We start from the raw sequence: 14,582 nt of genomic DNA on the forward strand, positions 1-14,582 counted from the left end.
AGATGAATGCAGCAAGCGTGACCTCCCTTCCCGCCATGGACCCCGAGATCCTCGCCCGCCTCACCGGCAAGCTCGGCGACCAGGCGACCATATCAAGGCTCTGCGCCAGCCTCGGCGAGGTCTTCTCCGAATTCCTGCCCGACATGCTGGAAAGCGAGCTCGGCTTCGAGGTCGCGGTTTCCTATGCCGGCTTCACCACGGGCCGCCACGGCGAACTGACCGAGGGCCTCGGCGGCGCCATGGCCTTCTGCGATGCGTCGCTGCGCGACTGGTGCGATCACTTCACGCTCATCTGCGACAGCCCGATGGTCATCACGCTCGTCGAGAACATGCTGGGCGCGGTCAGCGATTCCATCGAGGACCCCGAGCCGCGCCCGCTCTCCAAGATCGAGCTCGACGTCGCCGCCATGATGTTCGACCGCGTCTCGAGCGTGCTGACGACGGCGGTGGGCGGCGGAAACGGCTTCGAGCCGCTGCTCGGCCCGGCGCACAACGCCGAAACGCGCAAGCCCCCCGAAGACGGCATCGAGGATCCGTTCGCCGCCATGATCAACATGGCCGTCGGCATCGGGCCGGTGCTCTCGACCTTCCACGTCGTCATTCCGCAAGGGGTGCTCCTCAAATCGGCCATCACGGCGCCGAAGCCGGCGAACGCGCCGAAGACCCGCGCGGAATGGAGCGAACAGCTCGGCGAGCAGGTCCGCCGCTCGAAGGTGACGCTGGAAGCGCGCATCCGCCTCGAATCCCAGACGCTGGACACCGTCAGCCGCCTCCAGGCCGGCGACATCATCCCGTTCAACGAGGCCGCGGACGTGCGCGTGGAGGTCAACGCCAACGGGCGCAAGCTCTATGTCTGCGAATTCGGCCGGTCCGGCGCCCGCTACACGGTCCGCGTCAAGGATACCTACGGTTCGGAAGAAGAGCTTCTCCAGCACATCATCGGATAGTTTACGCATGACGCGTACGAGGCGGCGAGCCTCAGGCAAGTTTCGAATGGAATAGTGGTCTTATGGCACCGAAGAAAACACCCATCGCTGACGACATCATGTCTTCCATCAACGCGGGCGACCAGGAACTGGAGCAGGCGATCGACGACCTGCGCGGCGTTCTTCAGAAGGATGCCAGCGGCACGCTCGACGCCGGCGGGACGGAAGCGGCCGAAAACGATCCGCTTGCCGCGTTCGGCGGCGATTTCGGCGGTTCGGACTTCGGCGGAACGGATTTCGGCGGCGCTGCCGCCACTTCCGACTTCGGCGGCGACACCAGCTTCGGCGGCTCGGATTTCGGCGGCGGCGACTTCGGCGCCGGCAACGACTTCTCCGCCGAGCCCGGCGAAGCGCCGCGCCCGGGCAGCGCCATGGAATCCAACATGGACCTCATCATGGACATCCCGATCGATCTGCAGATCGTTCTGGGATCCTCGCAGATGCAGGTCTCCAGCCTTATGAACCTCAGCGAGGGCGCCACCATCGCGCTCGACCGCCGCATCGGCGAGCCGGTCGAGGTCATGGTCAACGGCCGGGTGATCGGCCGCGGCGAGATCACGGTTCTCGAAAACGACGACACCCGTTTCGGTGTCAAGCTCATCGAAGTGAAGAGTACACGCAAGGTCTGACACCCGGTCGAGGGTTCAGGAGGATGATCCATGATGGATTTCGAAAATTTCGGCACCTCGACGGCGGTCGGAACACCGCTTTCGCCGGTTGAGAAGGCAGCAGCCGTCCTTCTCGCCATGGGCAAGGGGGTCGCCGGCAAGCTGCTGAAGTATTTCACGCAGAGCGAGCTCCAGGCGATCATCGCCGCCGCGCAGAACCTGCGCGCCATTCCCCCGCACGAACTGATCGACCTCGTCAACGAGTTCGAGGACCTCTTCACCGAGGGCGCGGGCCTGATGGACAACGCCAAGATGATGGAAGGCATCCTCGAAGAGGGCCTGACGCCGGACGAGGTGGACGGCCTGCTCGGCCGCCGCGCCGCCTTCCAGGCCTTCGAGACGACGATCTGGGACCGCCTGCAGGACGCCGATCCGGTCTTCGTGGCGAAGTTCATGCTCAACGAGCATCCGCAGACCATCGCCTATATCCTGTCCATGATGCCCTCCTCCTTCGGCGCCAAGGTGCTGCTGGAGATCCCGGAGGACCACCGCGCCGACATCATCAACCGTACCGTCAACCTCAAGGATGCGAGCCCGAAGGCCACCGCCATCGTCGAGGCGCGCGTCATCGAGATGATCAACGCGCTGGATGCGGAGCGCAATTCGATGGGCTCCAACAAGGTCGCCGACCTCATGAACGAGCTGGAGAAGTCGCAGGTCGACGAGATGCTGGCCTCGCTCGAAACGGTCTCGACCGAATCGGTCAAGAAGGTCCGCCCGAAGATCTTCCTCTTCGAGGACGTGCTCTACATGCCGCAGAGAAGCCGCGTGTCGCTGTTCAACGACGTCTCCGGCGACATCATCACGGCGGCCCTGCGCGGCGCCTCGATGGAACTGCGCGAAGCGGTCCTCTCCTCGATCGGCGCGCGCCAGCGCCGCATGATCGAATCGGACCTTGCCGCCGGCGATCAGGTCAACCCGCGCGAGGTCGCGATCGCCCGCCGCTCGATCACGCAGGAAGCCATCCGCCTTGCCGCGGCCGGACAAATCCAGTTGAAGGAAAAGGACGAAGCCCAGCAGGCCGCCTGATCCGCCTTGACACGGTGAAGCCGCAGGCGGAGCGTATTTCCGGCCCGAATCTCCTCAAGGGGGTTCGGGCCGCTTGCTTTTGCGGCAGGCACAATTCCAGCCGGAGCGCACCGTGGCGGACGACGACGACAAGGAAAGCAAAACAGAGCTTCCGACCGAGAAGAAGATCCGCGAGGCGATGGAGAAGGGCAACACCCCCTTCTCGCGCGAAGTCACGATCTTCGCCTCGACGCTGGCGATCTACCTCTTCCTCGTCTTCTTCATGCCGGGCGGCATCGCGCGGATGAACGAGACGCTGCGCGATTTCTTCGAGCAGCCGGAGGCCTGGAACCTGAAGACCGGCACCGACGTCATCGCCATCTTCCGCCATCTCGGCTGGGAGGCCGGCGCCATGCTGCTGCCGATCCTCGCCATGATGATGGTCTTCGGCATCGCCTCCTCCGTCTTCCAGAACCTGCCGAGCCCGGTGATGGAGCGCGTGCGCCCGCAGGTCGGCCGGCTCAACCCGATCAAGGGCCTCGGGCGACTCTTCGGCAAGCAGGGCCTCGTGGAATTCGGCAAGTCGCTGATCAAGATCCTCCTGGTATCGCTGGTCGTGGCGCTCGCCATGCGCGGCAACTACTTCGCCTCGCTCGACACCATGTTCTCCGAGCCTGCGACGCTCATCTACATGATGAGCTCGGACATCAACAAAGTCCTCATCATCATCCTCTTCGCCACCGCCCTCATCGCCGGCATCGACTTCGCCTGGACGCGCCATCACTGGTTCACCGAACTGATGATGACGAAGCAGGAGGTGAAGGAGGAAATGAAGCAGGCCCAGGGCGACCCGATCGTCAAGGCCCGCATGCGCTCCATCCAGCGCGACCGCATCCGCCGCCGCATGATGGCGGACGTGCCGCGCGCAACGCTCGTCATCGCCAACCCGACCCACTTCGCCGTCGCGCTGCGCTATGTGCGCGAGGAAGGCGATGCGCCGATGGTCGTCGCCAAGGGCCAGGACCTCATCGCGCTTCGAATCCGCGAGATCGCGGAGGAAAACGGAATCCCCGTCTTCGAAGACCCGCCGCTTGCCCGCTCAATGTTTGCGCAAGTCTCGGTGGATAGTGTCATTCCGCCGGTGTTCTACAAGGCCGTGGCGGAGCTGATTCACCGGGTTTACGCAGCATCGCCCCAGACCAGACGGGTAAACGAGATCCGATGAGAAAATGCACCTATTCCGCCGAGCGAGAGAAGATTGTCGCCGAAGCAATCTGCCCGGTCGCGACTGAGCTGAGACTGCTCGATGCCGCCGATCTCGTCTCGCTGTTGCGTTTCGAGTGCTACGGTAACCTGGCCGACCTCGTCTCATCGGCCGCCGAACTCTATTTCCTGCCCGGCACCGTCAATTTCGGTGCCGGCGGCGACTATCGTCTCGACTGGGACACGGAACCGGAAGTGACGCTCGACATGGAACTGCGCCCGCAGGGCGTGACGGTCTATGCGAAACTCCTCCTGCAGAAGGACAAGGCCGGCGTGGAAGTGACCCATGTGGCCTTCAGCGACCCGGCCGCCGACCCGGACGACAACACCGCCTTCCTGCGCAAGAGCCTTGCGGAAGCGCGCTACGTGAAGGGCGATCCGGCGTCGATGCATTGAGCGGCCCGGTGCCACACCCAAAGGTCATCCTCGGCTCAGGGCCGGGGATGACGAAGGAGACGTGGGCGGTCGCGGCTGGTAAGCCGGCCTATCCCGTCAGGTGATATATCCGAGCCGGATGGCCTTCGCGATGGCCTGGATGCGGTTGACCGCGTCGAGCTTGGTCGTCGCCGTGCCGAGATAGGCGTTCACCGTGTGGACGGAGAGGCCCATCTTCTCGGCGATCGCCTCGGAGATGCAGCCGTCGCCGGCCATCTGCAGGCAGGCGATCTCGCGCTCGCTGAGGGCTTCGGCCGGCGTCAGCTTCTTCTCCTCGCCCGCCAGCATGTCGATGAGGAGCTGGCAGCTCTTCATGTGCATATCGACGATGAGATCGCTGGACGGCGCGATGAAGGTGCCGAGGAAGACGACATAGCCGTTGCCGTGCGCGCCGAGGCGGACGGGAAAGGCCATGCCCGACCAGGGCAGGAGCCGCGCGGGCAGGCGCGCGGTGAAGGGTTCGGCGCCCGATTCGGCGAACTGGTTCTCGCCCGCCCCTTCCCAGAGGAGCGGCAGCATGGACGCTTCGAGATGGGCGAGCATCGCCGGGCCGTAGGCCTCCATCAGCGCGCGCGCGTTGACGTCGACCTCGTGGGCCCAGTTGTGCAGCGAGAGCGTGAGCTTGCGCGCCGAGGGCAGGCCGTGGCCGCTGAGGCGGAGCACGGCGAAGTGCTCGGCGCCGAGGATCGTCTGCATCACCTGGAGGCGCGAGACGAAATCGGAAGCGCGCGCCGCCTTCTGCGGGCGTGCGAGCCGGATTTCCGTCTCCATGGCACCGGGGGCGGAAAGCTGGATGTCCATGGCTGTCCTCCTCAAACCAGGCTGTTGCGGACGGCCCAGGCGATCGCCTCGGACCGCGTCTTGGTCGCAGTCTTGCGCATCACGCTGGTGATGTAGTTGTTGATGGTGTTGCGCGAGATGCCGAGGATGACGGCGATCTCGTCGCTCGTCTTGCCTTCCGCGATCCAGTAGAGGCACTCGACCTCGCGATCGGTCAGTTCCATCTCCCGGTCCTGCCGGAGGATGGCGCCCTGGCAGCAGACGCTGGCGAAATAGCCGGTCATGACGCCGACGTCGCGCAGCTTGCTCTGGGAGAGGATGAAATGCTCCGGGAAGAGGAGCAGCAGCGACATGCGGACCCGCCCGACATGGAAGGCGACGACGCAATATTCCCGGCTGATGCCCTTGGGCGCCGTGACCGTCTCGTCGAGATGGCTGAAGCAGGGCTTCAGGAGGGTCAGGCATTTTTCCAGTTCGCTGGTGCGCGACTGGCTGGCGAGAAGCGGGCCGGCAATGCCGCGCACCATGTCGAAGGGCCAGTCGGAGGCGACCACCGCCTCCAAGCCCGCTTCGGGCGCGGCGTCATGCCGCACGAGGAGATAATGGGAGGCGCTGACATAATCGGTCAGCGCCCTCAGACCTGAGGAGAGGCCGGCGTGATCCGCGCAGCGTCCGAGATGTTGAACCAGAAGCTCACGCGCACTCTTACGCTCAACCGCCTCGGCGGAGAATCCATAGGATTCCCAGGCCGCGGTATCCGACCGGATCGTTTCCATGATAGCCCCCTGTTCCGATTTCGAACGGCAATGCCCCGCCTCCCTTCCGACAGGCGTTCGGAACCGTCCGAATGCCCTTTCGGGTCAGGCCGCATCGGCGAGAATCACCAAGCGAATCAGTGACTAAAGTGTACATCGGCCATCGCTAAAAACCACCGCCATCTTCTCGGGATTTACTTTTGCCGGCTTCTGTGAGTCGAAGAGGTGCAAGTGATTTGCTTTGCGGCGTGCTGCCGAACGTGCGAAGAACCCGGCGTTTAAAATATTGTTAACCATACAATATTCGACGCCGCTCACAAAATCGGGCCTCGGCTCGCCGGCCTTTTTACACCTTGACGACAACCCGCCCGAACGACGGCAGGGGCGGCAGGAGGCGCAAACTTTTTTTCGAGAGGGGCGCGTGCATGCCGGTGCGGATTCCGGCCACGCGGAAAATAGCGCTTTGGAGGCACTGAAGCGTTGCCGAAAAGCGACAGCGCGAAATCAAAATGTCGCTTCGAGCACATTGCCGGAACGCGAAGGGCGCGGCCGTTTCCGGCCGCGCCCTTTTCATTTTCCCGTCGGGAGGCCTCAGGCGGCTTCCTGCTCGGCGGACCATTTGCGCAGGATCTTGGCAGCGCGCTCCTCGCTGATCTCGACCATGCGGCCGAGGCGCCGTTCCGGACCTTCCTTGACGCGGCGGTTGAAGTTGCCGTCGCCGTCGTCGCCGGCATTGAGCAGGTCGTCCGTGCTGTCGAAGCCGAAGTCCGCGCCGAAGCCGTCCATGAGCGTGGCGCCCGGGCCGCCGATGCCGCCGGCCGGAGAGAAGTCGGGCAGCTCGAGGCCGGCCGCATCGCTTTCCAGCGCATTGGCCGCAGCACCGGCGCCGGTGACCGAACGGACCGCCGGGCGAAGGCCGAACCAGACCACCAGGAAGGCGACGCCGAGGAAGGCGAGCGCGTTGATGATGCCGCCGAGGTTGCGCTTCAGCACTTCCATCACGCTCGGGCCGGGCACGGCTTCGTCGAGGAGTTGGTGGTCGAGGAATTCCATGGCGGTGATCGTGACCACGTCGCCGCGGTCGGTGTTGAGGCCGGCCGCAGCGGTGACGATCTTCTGCATGTTGGCGATGTAGGCGTCGATCTTCGCCTGGTCCGCCGGCTCGCCCACCATGGCGGCGATGCGGGCGCTGTTGACGACGACGGCGACGGAGAGCTTCTCCACCTCATAACCGTTGCGCACCGTCGCGACGGTCTTGCTGTTGATCTCGTAGTTGGTCTGCTCTTCCTTCTTGTCCGCCTCGTCGCTCGACTGCGGGCCGTTGCCGTCGCCCTTCGGGCCGCCCTGCGGGATGTTCTGCTCGACGGTGGTGGCCTTGTTCGTGGCCTGCTGGCTGGACTTCTGGGTTTCCTTCGTCACGCGGACCGAGCGCTCGACGCGCGATTCCGGATCGTAGACGGTTTCCTGGATCTGCTGGGAATCGGTGTTGAGCGCGGCGGTGACGCTGGCGCGGAAATTGTCCATGCCGAGGAAGGGCGCGAGCGCCTTCTCGATATTGTGCTCGATCTCGCCCTGGACCGTCTGCACGGTCGTCAGCGAGCGGTTGAGCGGGCCGTTCTCCGGATCGTCGCCGGAGGCAAGAAGCTGGCCGGCCGAATCGAGGATCGTCACGCCGTCCACTTCGAGGCCCGGGACGGAGGCGGCGACGAGGTGGCGGATGGCGGCGGCCGATTCGCGGCCGGCCTGCGCGCTCGCGCGGATCATGACGGAGGCGGTCGGCACCTGGTCGGCCTTGCGGAAATTGCCGCGCTCCGGCATCACGATGTGGACGCGGGCGGCGGCGATGCCGTTGATCTGCTGGATGGTGCGGGCGATCTCGCCTTCGAGGGCCCGAACGCGCGTCACCTCCTGCATGAAGGAGGTGAGACCGAGGGAACCGACCTTGTCGAAGAGTTCGTAGCCGGCATTGGCGCTGCTCGGCAGGCCGCGCTCGGCGAGATAGAGCCGCGCCTTGCCGGTCTGGCCGACGGGAACCGCAAGGCTCGTTCCGTCCGTTCCGGTGTTGAAGTCGATATTGGCTTCGGCGAGCGCCAGGCTGATCTGGTTGAGGTCAGCCTTTTCCAGGCCGACATAGAGGGTCTCGTAGGCGGGCTTGTTCACCATGATCCCGGCAGCAAGCACAAGGCCGATCGAGACGATGGCGGCGCCCGCCAGCATCGCGAGTTTCGCCTGCCCCAGCGAAGCCAGGTTCTTGTAGACTTTCGTCAACTGTTCCAACAGATTCATTCTGTTCCCGCACGGACTAGTCGCCTGGACGACGGCCCAACATGCCGCCGCGATCAGACGCATTTTCAATCTCGTGAGACGGAGCCGGCACATTTCCGCACGCGCCGGCCAGCCCCATGGAATACGCGGATCTGACTGATCCGGCATGGAGACTAGATCGTGAAACTTGCGCGAGCATTTCGTTGCCGCGCGGGAGAAAGGCGCGGCCGAAACGAAAGACGGCGCCCGAAGGCGCCGCCGCGATCGCCTGCCTTGCAGGAAAATCCGTCAGAACTCCTCGAAGTCGCCGGCGGCCCGGGAGATCGGCTGGGAATGTCCGTGGCGCAGGCCGTTGCCGAGCGCCTTCTGCATGTCGGCAAGCTTCACCAGGTTCAACGCCGTGGTGACGTCGACGAGCCAGCTTTCGGGAATGCTGGCGGTGATGGTGTCGATGAACTCGGCGAGCCCCCGCGTCTTCTGGACGGCAAGGTCGATGCCCTGCAGCACCATCATGCGTTCCTGCTGGTCGAGGACGGCCTCGCCTTTGACGCCGGAAAGCTGCGGCTCGATGCGTTCGATAAGGTAGGCGACATCGTGCAGTTCGGACACGATTCGCATCAGGACATCCGGAAGGGCTTCCTCCATGGCGGTCGCTGCGCTCAGATACTCGGCTTGCATGGATTACCCTCTTTGCCCGTACGAGCCGGCCGACCCTCTGTCGCTTCCGGCAACGCAATACACTTCGTACTTCCGCTTCCTTGCGGGGCGAGCCGCTCAGAAGAATTCGATCGAGCTCTCGACCGGCTTGACGACGGGTGCCGGCCGCTGTTCCAGCGCCACCGTCTTCTGCGTCTCCACGCCCGTCAGCGCATATTGCCGGGCCCGGCCGCTCGACGGCCAGTATTCCAGCTTGCGCCCGTGCTCTCCGCCCGTGCTTTCGCCGACGATCTGGATGCCTTCGTCGAGCAGGAACCGGCGGGCGAACATCGCGTTCTGCTCGCCGACATTGGAAAAGCGCGCGATCGTGCGGGCGCCGCCGAAGATCTTCGCCTCCAGCCGGTCGCGCCGGGCGCCCTGCTTGAGCAGGCCGTTGATCAGGAGCTCCATCAGGTGCACGCCGTAGCGCGTGGCGTCGCCCCCCGAGGCCATGGCCTCCGCGGAGCCCGGCAGCAGGAAGTGGTTCATGCCACCGACGCCAATGACCGGGTCGCGCATGCAGGCGGCCACGCACGAACCGAGGATCGTGGTGAGCACCACGGTCGGATCGTTGATGACCTTGTATTCGCCCTGAATGACATGGACGCGGCGCGCCCCGGCTTCTGGTGTCATTTCAATGCCCCGAACACGGCTTCGATGGCCGCCTTCATCTTCTCGATGGTGAACGGCTTGGCCAGAACGTTGTTCGCGCCGAGCGCCGCGGCCTTCTGCACCAGGGCACGGTCGCCCTGGGCGGTCAGGATGATGAAGGCCGCCTTCTTGGTGTTGGGGTTCGACCGCACCGCCTGCAGGAATTCGATGCCGTCCATCTTCGGCATGTTGAAGTCCGAGATGACGAGGTGGTGCGGCTGCTGGGTCATGATGGCCATGCCCTGCGCGCCGTCGCCGGCCGCCGTGATCTGCTTGAAGCCGAGCTGCTGGAGGGCATCGCCCAGCAGCAGGCGGCTCGTCACCTGATCGTCGACGATAAGAACTTTGATTTTTTCAGCGATAGACATTATTCGCTCCCTTCTCTACGGGCCGCAGTGATCTTCAAGATTTCCTCCCCTATGGAGGAGAGCGGAAACTGGTGCTCGACGGCACCCAGCTCGAAAGCCACTCTCGGCATTCCATATACGACGCAGGTTTTTTCGTTCTGACCGATGGTCCGCGCCCCTGCGTGACGCATTTTCAAAAGCCCGCTCGCCCCGTCCCGGCCCATGCCGGTGAGGATGACGCCGACGGCGTTGCGGCCGGCAAGCTCGGCCACCGAATCGAACAGCACGTCGACCGAGGGACGGTGGCCGTTGACAGGATCGCGCTCCACCAGGCGGCAGCACGGCGCATGCGGATTGGAGATCTGGAGGTGGCGTTCGCCGCCCGGCGCCAGATAGATCTTGCCGATCTCGAGCCGCGCGCCGTCCGTCGCCTCCTGCACCACGGGCGCGCAGAGCCGGTTCAGGCGGTCGGCGAAGCTCTTGGTGAAGGTCGGCGGCATGTGCTGCGTGATGACCGTCGGCGGGCAGTTGACCGGAAACTTCTGCAGCACCGCGATCAGCGCCTCTACGCCGCCCGTGGACGCGCCGATGGCGACGACCTTGCGGCCGGCGCGATAGCTGTCCGCCGGGTTGACGTTCGCGGTCGCCGGCGCGAGCGGCGGCGGCTCGGCATGGAAGCGGCGCTGCGAGCGGGCGGCGGCCTTCACCTTCTCGGCAAGGTCGCCGAAGGGACGGGCATCGCCCGGCTGCGGCTTGCCCACGCAATCGAAGGCACCGATCTCCAGCGCCATCAGCGAGGCTTCCGCGCCGCGATGGGTGAGCGTGGAGACCATGATGACGGGCATCGGCCGCAGCTTCATGATCTTGTCGAGGAATTCGAGCCCGTTCATGTTCGGCATCTCGATATCCAGCGTCACGACGTCCGGATTGAGCTGCTTGATCGCGTTGCGGGCTTCCATGGCATCGCCCGCCTGGCCGATGACGTTCACCTCGGGATCGGCATTGAGCACGGCCGTGATCAGGCCGCGCATGGTCGGCGAATCGTCGACGACGAGTACGCGCGCTGGTGCCATCATGCGCCCCTCCTGTGCTTGCCCGTGTAGCGGTAGGTGGTGATGCCGATATTGTCGAACTGGTTCTTCGCCTCGCCCGAGACGCGCTCGGAATGGCCGATATAGAGGTGGCCGTTGTCGCCGAGCATGCCGGCGAAGCGCGACCAGATCTTCATCTGCGTCGGTTCGTCGAAATAGATGACGACGTTGCGGCAGAAGATGACGTCGAACGGGCCCTTGAACGGCCATTGGGCCATCAGGTTCAGTTCGTTGAAGGTGATGAGGCGCTTCACCCGGTCCTCGACCTGCCATTTCTGGCGGCCGGCGATCTCCGTCTCGCGGAAGAACTGCTTGCGCATGACGGGGTTGACGGTCTCCAGCGCGGTCGCGTCGTAGGCTCCGGCCCGGGCGATGGCGAGGATCTTCGGGTCGATGTCGGTCGCCAGGATGCGGAAGTCGTAGTCCGCGACGTTCGGCATCAGCGAGAGCACGGTGAGCGCGATGGAATAGGGCTCCTGCCCGTCCGAGCAGGCGGCCGACCAGATGCGAACGCGCCCGCCGCTGCGCGCACGGGCGAGCAGGTCCGGCAGCACCTCGGTGCGCAGATGGTCGAAATGGTGGTTCTCGCGGAAGAAGCGCGTGAAGTTCGTCGTCAGGTGCGACAGCATCTCCTTGCGCGCGGCGGCGCCGGCGGGGGAGGAAACGAGCGCGCAATATTCGCGGAAGCCCTTGAGGCCGAGCGCACGGATGTGCTTCGACAGGCGCGAATAGACGAGCGAGGCCTTCGTCTCGTTGAGATAGATGCCGGCATCCGCATAGATCATGGCCGCAATCTCGGAGAGGTCGCGGCGCGTCAGCGGGTATTCGCCGCTCGCCAGGCACTCGTCCGGAGACTGTCTCGTATCGATGGCCGGGGAATAGGTCATGCGGCTTCGCTTTCCGTATGCGGGAAGAGGGAGTCGAGTTCGATGAGGCAGATCATGCGCCCCTCGATCGCCAGGATGCCGCGGGCATAGGCCTTCTCCGCCTCATTGGCGATGTCCGGCGTCGGCTGGATGTTCTCGTCGGTCACGGTCAGGATGTCGGAGACCGCATCGACGAGGAGGCCCACCACCTTCGGGCCGACCTGGGCGACGATGATGACGTGGCGCACGGTCGGCTCGGCGGCCTTCATGCCGAGGCGCAGCGACAGGTCGACGATCGGCAGGACCGCGCCGCGCAGGTTGATCACGCCGAGGACATAGGGCGGCGCATGCGGCATCGCCGTCGCCGGCGTCCAGCCACGGATTTCCCGCACCGACATGATGTTCACGCAGAATTCCTGATCGCCAATCCTGAAGGCGATCAATTCGCGTCCCTGGGTCAGATTCTTCACTGCGTACGTCATTTGCGATCAACCAGTGGCAGCAAGCGAGATGTCTTGCCGGAGGGACTGGCCGCGCGAGGCGGCGACCACCGCATCGACGTCCAGGATGAGGGCCACGCGCCCGTCGCCGAGGATGGTGGCGGCGGCGATGCCGGGGACGTGGGTGTAGTTGGCCTCCAGGCTCTTGATGACGACCTGGCGCTGGCCCTGGATCGCATCGACCATCAGGGCGCGCTGGCCGCCGCCTTCCGATTCGACGAGCAGCGCCACGCCGTCCACCGGATTGGCCTGCGTGCCGCGGAAGTTGAGGATCCGGCCGACGTCCACCAGCGGGCAGAAGGAGTTGCGGATCGAGATCAGCCGCTGCGAGGCGCCGAAGGAGTGGATGGCCGAGGCTTCCGGCTGCAGCGTCTCGACGATGGCCGTCAGCGGCACGACGAGCGTCTGGCCGGCGACCGTGACCACCATGCCGTCAAGGACGGCGAGCGTCAGCGGCAGGCTCATGGTGAAGACGGAGCCCTGCCCCGGCTTGGAGGAGATCGAGATGCGCCCGCCGAGCGCCTGGATCGAGCGCTTGACGACGTCCATGCCGACGCCGCGGCCGGAAAGGTCGGAGACCTTGTCGGCGGTGGAGAAGCCGGCGTGGAAGATCAGGTTGTCGATTTCCTCGTCCGAAAGGTTCGCATCGGCCGCGATCAGGTCGTTGTCGATGGCCTTCTGGCGCACCTTCTCGCGGTTGATGCCGGCGCCGTCGTCGGCAAGCTCGATGATGATGCGGCCGGAACGGTGCTTTGCCGTCAGGCGCACCGTGCCTTCCGGGTTCTTGCCGAGAGCTTCGCGCTTCTCCGGCATTTCGAGGCCGTGGTCGACCGCGTTGCGGATCATGTGCGTCAGCGGCTCGGCGAGCTTGTCGATGACGGTCTTGTCGACCTCGGTGTTCTCGCCTTCCGTGATGAGGCGGACCGACTTGCCGGTGATGTCGGCGATTTCGCGGACGGTGCGGGCCATGCGCTGGAAGACGGGCTTGACCGGCTGCGCGCGGATCGCCATCACCGAATCCTGGATCTCGCGGGTGAGCTGCTGCAGCTCCTCGAGGCCCATGTTGATCGAGGACGTGCCGTTGTTGTCGTTCTCCACGACGCTCTGCGAGAGCATCGCCTGGTTGATCACGAGCTCGCCGACGAGGTTGATCAGGCGGTCGACGCGGTCGAGATCGACGCGGATCGTCTGGCCAGCGGCAGCGGCCTGGCTCGCCTGCGCGGCGCTGGCGGCCGCAGCCTTGGCATTTTCGGCAGCGCGGCTTGCGACCTGCGCGACCTTGCTGGCCGTTTCGGCGGCGGCAACGGCGGCGGCGGCCGGGTTCTCGGCAGCCTGTTCTTCCCCGGCGGAAGCGCCGGCGGCGCCTTCATCAAGCATGGAAAGGTCGAACGGCACCGGCTGCATCGGCGGCTCTTCCTCGTCCGCCGTCTCGCCGACCACGTCTTCCTCGATCGTGCGGATGTCGAGGTCGCAGTCCCATTCGGCGAATTCGAAGACGGAGCGCACGCCGTCCTCGCCCTTCTCGGTGGTGACGGAGAGCTTCCAGGAGAAATAGGCTTCCTCCGGATTCATCTTGTCGAGCGGCGGCAGGGCGTCCATGTCGCAGTAGACGCTCATCTCGCCGAGGCGGGAGACATCGCGCAGCAGGAGGACTGCTTCGTTCCCCTTGGCGTAGAGGTCCTTCTTCGGCTTGAAGTCGATCTGGACAGTCGGCACGTAATGACCGGCCGGCTCATCGTCGAAATCGCCGAAGGAGAACGGGATGGGCTGGAAGCCCTCGTCGTTGACCGGCGGCTTCTCGACGACCGGCGCGGGCGCTGCGGCCACGGGCCTGGGTGCCGGCGCCTCGGCAGCGGCGGGAGCCTCGCCATGGGCAAGGGCCTCCAGCTCGCGGATGAGGGTGCGGCTGCGGGACTCGTCGACGCTTCCGCCGTCGCGCGCCGCATTGGTCAGGTCCGCCAGCACGTCGGCGGATTTCAGCATGACCTTCAGGACGTCCTGGGTCGGCTCCAGCTTGTTGGATCGAACGCAATCCAGTGTCGTCTCGAACACATGGGCGAAGGAGACGAGATCGTCGAGGCCGAATGCGCCGGCGCCGCCCTTGATCGAATGGACGGCACGGAACACGGCATTGACCGTTTCCGGGTCGCGATCCCCGTCGTTCAGCTTCAAGAGACCGGATTCCAGTTCGGCGAGCTGCTCCTCGCATTCCTGGAAGAAGATCTCTTTGATTTCGTTCATATCCATCGGGAGTGATCCTGGACTTGTGGA

Annotated in this window: 15 protein-coding genes; 5 read left to right on the forward strand and 10 right to left on the reverse strand. The window is 65.0% G+C overall.

From position 1 onward, the window contains the following. Positions 1–2: 2 nt before the first annotated feature. From HNQ66_RS16065 to HNQ66_RS16085, 5 genes are all read left to right on the forward strand, one after another. Entirely contained in the window at positions 3–947 is a 945-nt protein-coding gene (locus HNQ66_RS16065) for a FliM/FliN family flagellar motor switch protein (RefSeq protein ID WP_184145184.1), read from the forward strand. Positions 948–1,009: 62 nt separating this feature from the next. After that, entirely contained in the window at positions 1,010–1,615 is a 606-nt protein-coding gene (gene fliN, locus HNQ66_RS16070) for a flagellar motor switch protein FliN (protein WP_184145185.1), read from the forward strand. Positions 1,616–1,645: 30 nt separating this feature from the next. Further along, positions 1,646–2,683, forward strand: coding sequence for a flagellar motor switch protein FliG (gene fliG, locus HNQ66_RS16075; protein ID WP_184145186.1), 1,038 nt, complete (start codon positions 1,646–1,648; stop codon positions 2,681–2,683). A gap of 112 nt (positions 2,684–2,795) precedes the next feature. Beyond that, entirely contained in the window at positions 2,796–3,887 is a 1,092-nt protein-coding gene (gene flhB, locus HNQ66_RS16080; RefSeq protein ID WP_184145187.1) for a flagellar biosynthesis protein FlhB, read from the forward strand. Then, positions 3,884–4,321, forward strand: coding sequence for a hypothetical protein (locus HNQ66_RS16085; protein ID WP_184145188.1), 438 nt, complete (start codon positions 3,884–3,886; stop codon positions 4,319–4,321). The genes flhB and HNQ66_RS16085 overlap by 4 nt, the downstream gene beginning before the upstream one ends. A gap of 96 nt (positions 4,322–4,417) precedes the next feature. Here HNQ66_RS16085 and visR read toward each other — a convergent pair whose 3' ends face one another. From visR to HNQ66_RS16135, 10 genes are all read right to left on the reverse strand, one after another. Beyond that, complete coding sequence (visR, locus tag HNQ66_RS16090) at positions 4,418–5,161, reverse strand: transcriptional regulator VisR (RefSeq protein WP_380779929.1); 744 nt, start codon at positions 5,159–5,161, stop codon at positions 4,418–4,420. A gap of 11 nt (positions 5,162–5,172) precedes the next feature. Further along, positions 5,173–5,916 carry a transcriptional regulator VisN gene (gene visN, locus HNQ66_RS16095; RefSeq protein WP_184145189.1) on the reverse strand — a complete coding sequence of 248 codons (744 nt, stop codon included), beginning with the start codon at positions 5,914–5,916 and terminating at the stop codon, positions 5,173–5,175. Positions 5,917–6,486: 570 nt separating this feature from the next. Continuing rightward, complete coding sequence (fliF, locus tag HNQ66_RS16100; protein ID WP_184145190.1) at positions 6,487–8,181, reverse strand: flagellar basal-body MS-ring/collar protein FliF; 1,695 nt, start codon at positions 8,179–8,181, stop codon at positions 6,487–6,489. Between the two features lie 267 nt (positions 8,182–8,448). Then, on the reverse strand, positions 8,449–8,838 hold the full coding sequence (gene cheT / locus HNQ66_RS16105) for a chemotaxis protein CheT (RefSeq protein ID WP_184145191.1): 390 nt from the start codon (positions 8,836–8,838) through the stop codon (positions 8,449–8,451). Positions 8,839–8,934: 96 nt separating this feature from the next. Next, positions 8,935–9,489, reverse strand: coding sequence for a chemoreceptor glutamine deamidase CheD (gene cheD, locus HNQ66_RS16110; protein WP_184145192.1), 555 nt, complete (start codon positions 9,487–9,489; stop codon positions 8,935–8,937). Further along, a complete protein-coding gene (locus tag HNQ66_RS16115; protein ID WP_119257659.1) occupies positions 9,486–9,875 on the reverse strand; it encodes a response regulator in 390 nt (129 codons plus the stop codon). The genes cheD and HNQ66_RS16115 overlap by 4 nt, the downstream gene beginning before the upstream one ends. Further along, entirely contained in the window at positions 9,875–10,930 is a 1,056-nt protein-coding gene (cheB, locus tag HNQ66_RS16120; RefSeq protein WP_184145193.1) for a protein-glutamate O-methylesterase CheB, read from the reverse strand. The genes HNQ66_RS16115 and cheB overlap by 1 nt, the downstream gene beginning before the upstream one ends. After that, positions 10,927–11,832 carry a protein-glutamate O-methyltransferase CheR gene (cheR, locus tag HNQ66_RS16125; RefSeq protein WP_184145194.1) on the reverse strand — a complete coding sequence of 302 codons (906 nt, stop codon included), beginning with the start codon at positions 11,830–11,832 and terminating at the stop codon, positions 10,927–10,929. Before cheR ends, cheB begins: the two co-directional genes overlap by 4 nt. Continuing rightward, positions 11,829–12,293, reverse strand: a complete 465-nt coding sequence (locus HNQ66_RS16130; protein WP_184145195.1) for a chemotaxis protein CheW — start codon at positions 12,291–12,293, stop codon at positions 11,829–11,831. Before HNQ66_RS16130 ends, cheR begins: the two co-directional genes overlap by 4 nt. A gap of 6 nt (positions 12,294–12,299) precedes the next feature. After that, complete coding sequence (locus HNQ66_RS16135) at positions 12,300–14,558, reverse strand: chemotaxis protein CheA (RefSeq protein ID WP_184145196.1); 2,259 nt, start codon at positions 14,556–14,558, stop codon at positions 12,300–12,302. Positions 14,559–14,582 lie beyond the last annotated feature (24 nt).

It is taken from the genome of Shinella fusca (assembly GCF_014203155.1).
Lineage (GTDB): Bacteria > Pseudomonadota > Alphaproteobacteria > Rhizobiales > Rhizobiaceae > Shinella > Shinella fusca.

Bases quoted from the DNA above. Each gene is read 5' to 3' on its own strand.
- HNQ66_RS16065 (WP_184145184.1), top strand. From the start codon at position 3: ATGAATGCAGCAAGCGTGACCTCCCTTCCCGCCATGGACCCCGAGATC.
- cheT (WP_184145191.1), bottom strand. From the start codon at position 8,838: ATGCAAGCCGAGTATCTGAGCGCAGCGACCGCCATGGAGGAAGCCCTT.
- cheD (WP_184145192.1), bottom strand. From the start codon at position 9,489: ATGACACCAGAAGCCGGGGCGCGCCGCGTCCATGTCATTCAGGGCGAA.
- fliN (WP_184145185.1), top strand. From the start codon at position 1,010: ATGGCACCGAAGAAAACACCCATCGCTGACGACATCATGTCTTCCATC.
- fliF (WP_184145190.1), bottom strand. From the start codon at position 8,181: ATGAATCTGTTGGAACAGTTGACGAAAGTCTACAAGAACCTGGCTTCG.
- HNQ66_RS16130 (WP_184145195.1), bottom strand. From the start codon at position 12,293: ATGACGTACGCAGTGAAGAATCTGACCCAGGGACGCGAATTGATCGCC.
- HNQ66_RS16085 (WP_184145188.1), top strand. From the start codon at position 3,884: ATGAGAAAATGCACCTATTCCGCCGAGCGAGAGAAGATTGTCGCCGAA.
- visR (WP_380779929.1), bottom strand. From the start codon at position 5,161: ATGGACATCCAGCTTTCCGCCCCCGGTGCCATGGAGACGGAAATCCGG.
- HNQ66_RS16115 (WP_119257659.1), bottom strand. From the start codon at position 9,875: ATGTCTATCGCTGAAAAAATCAAAGTTCTTATCGTCGACGATCAGGTG.
- cheB (WP_184145193.1), bottom strand. From the start codon at position 10,930: ATGATGGCACCAGCGCGCGTACTCGTCGTCGACGATTCGCCGACCATG.
- fliG (WP_184145186.1), top strand. From the start codon at position 1,646: ATGATGGATTTCGAAAATTTCGGCACCTCGACGGCGGTCGGAACACCG.
- HNQ66_RS16135 (WP_184145196.1), bottom strand. From the start codon at position 14,558: ATGGATATGAACGAAATCAAAGAGATCTTCTTCCAGGAATGCGAGGAG.
- cheR (WP_184145194.1), bottom strand. From the start codon at position 11,832: ATGACCTATTCCCCGGCCATCGATACGAGACAGTCTCCGGACGAGTGC.
- visN (WP_184145189.1), bottom strand. From the start codon at position 5,916: ATGGAAACGATCCGGTCGGATACCGCGGCCTGGGAATCCTATGGATTC.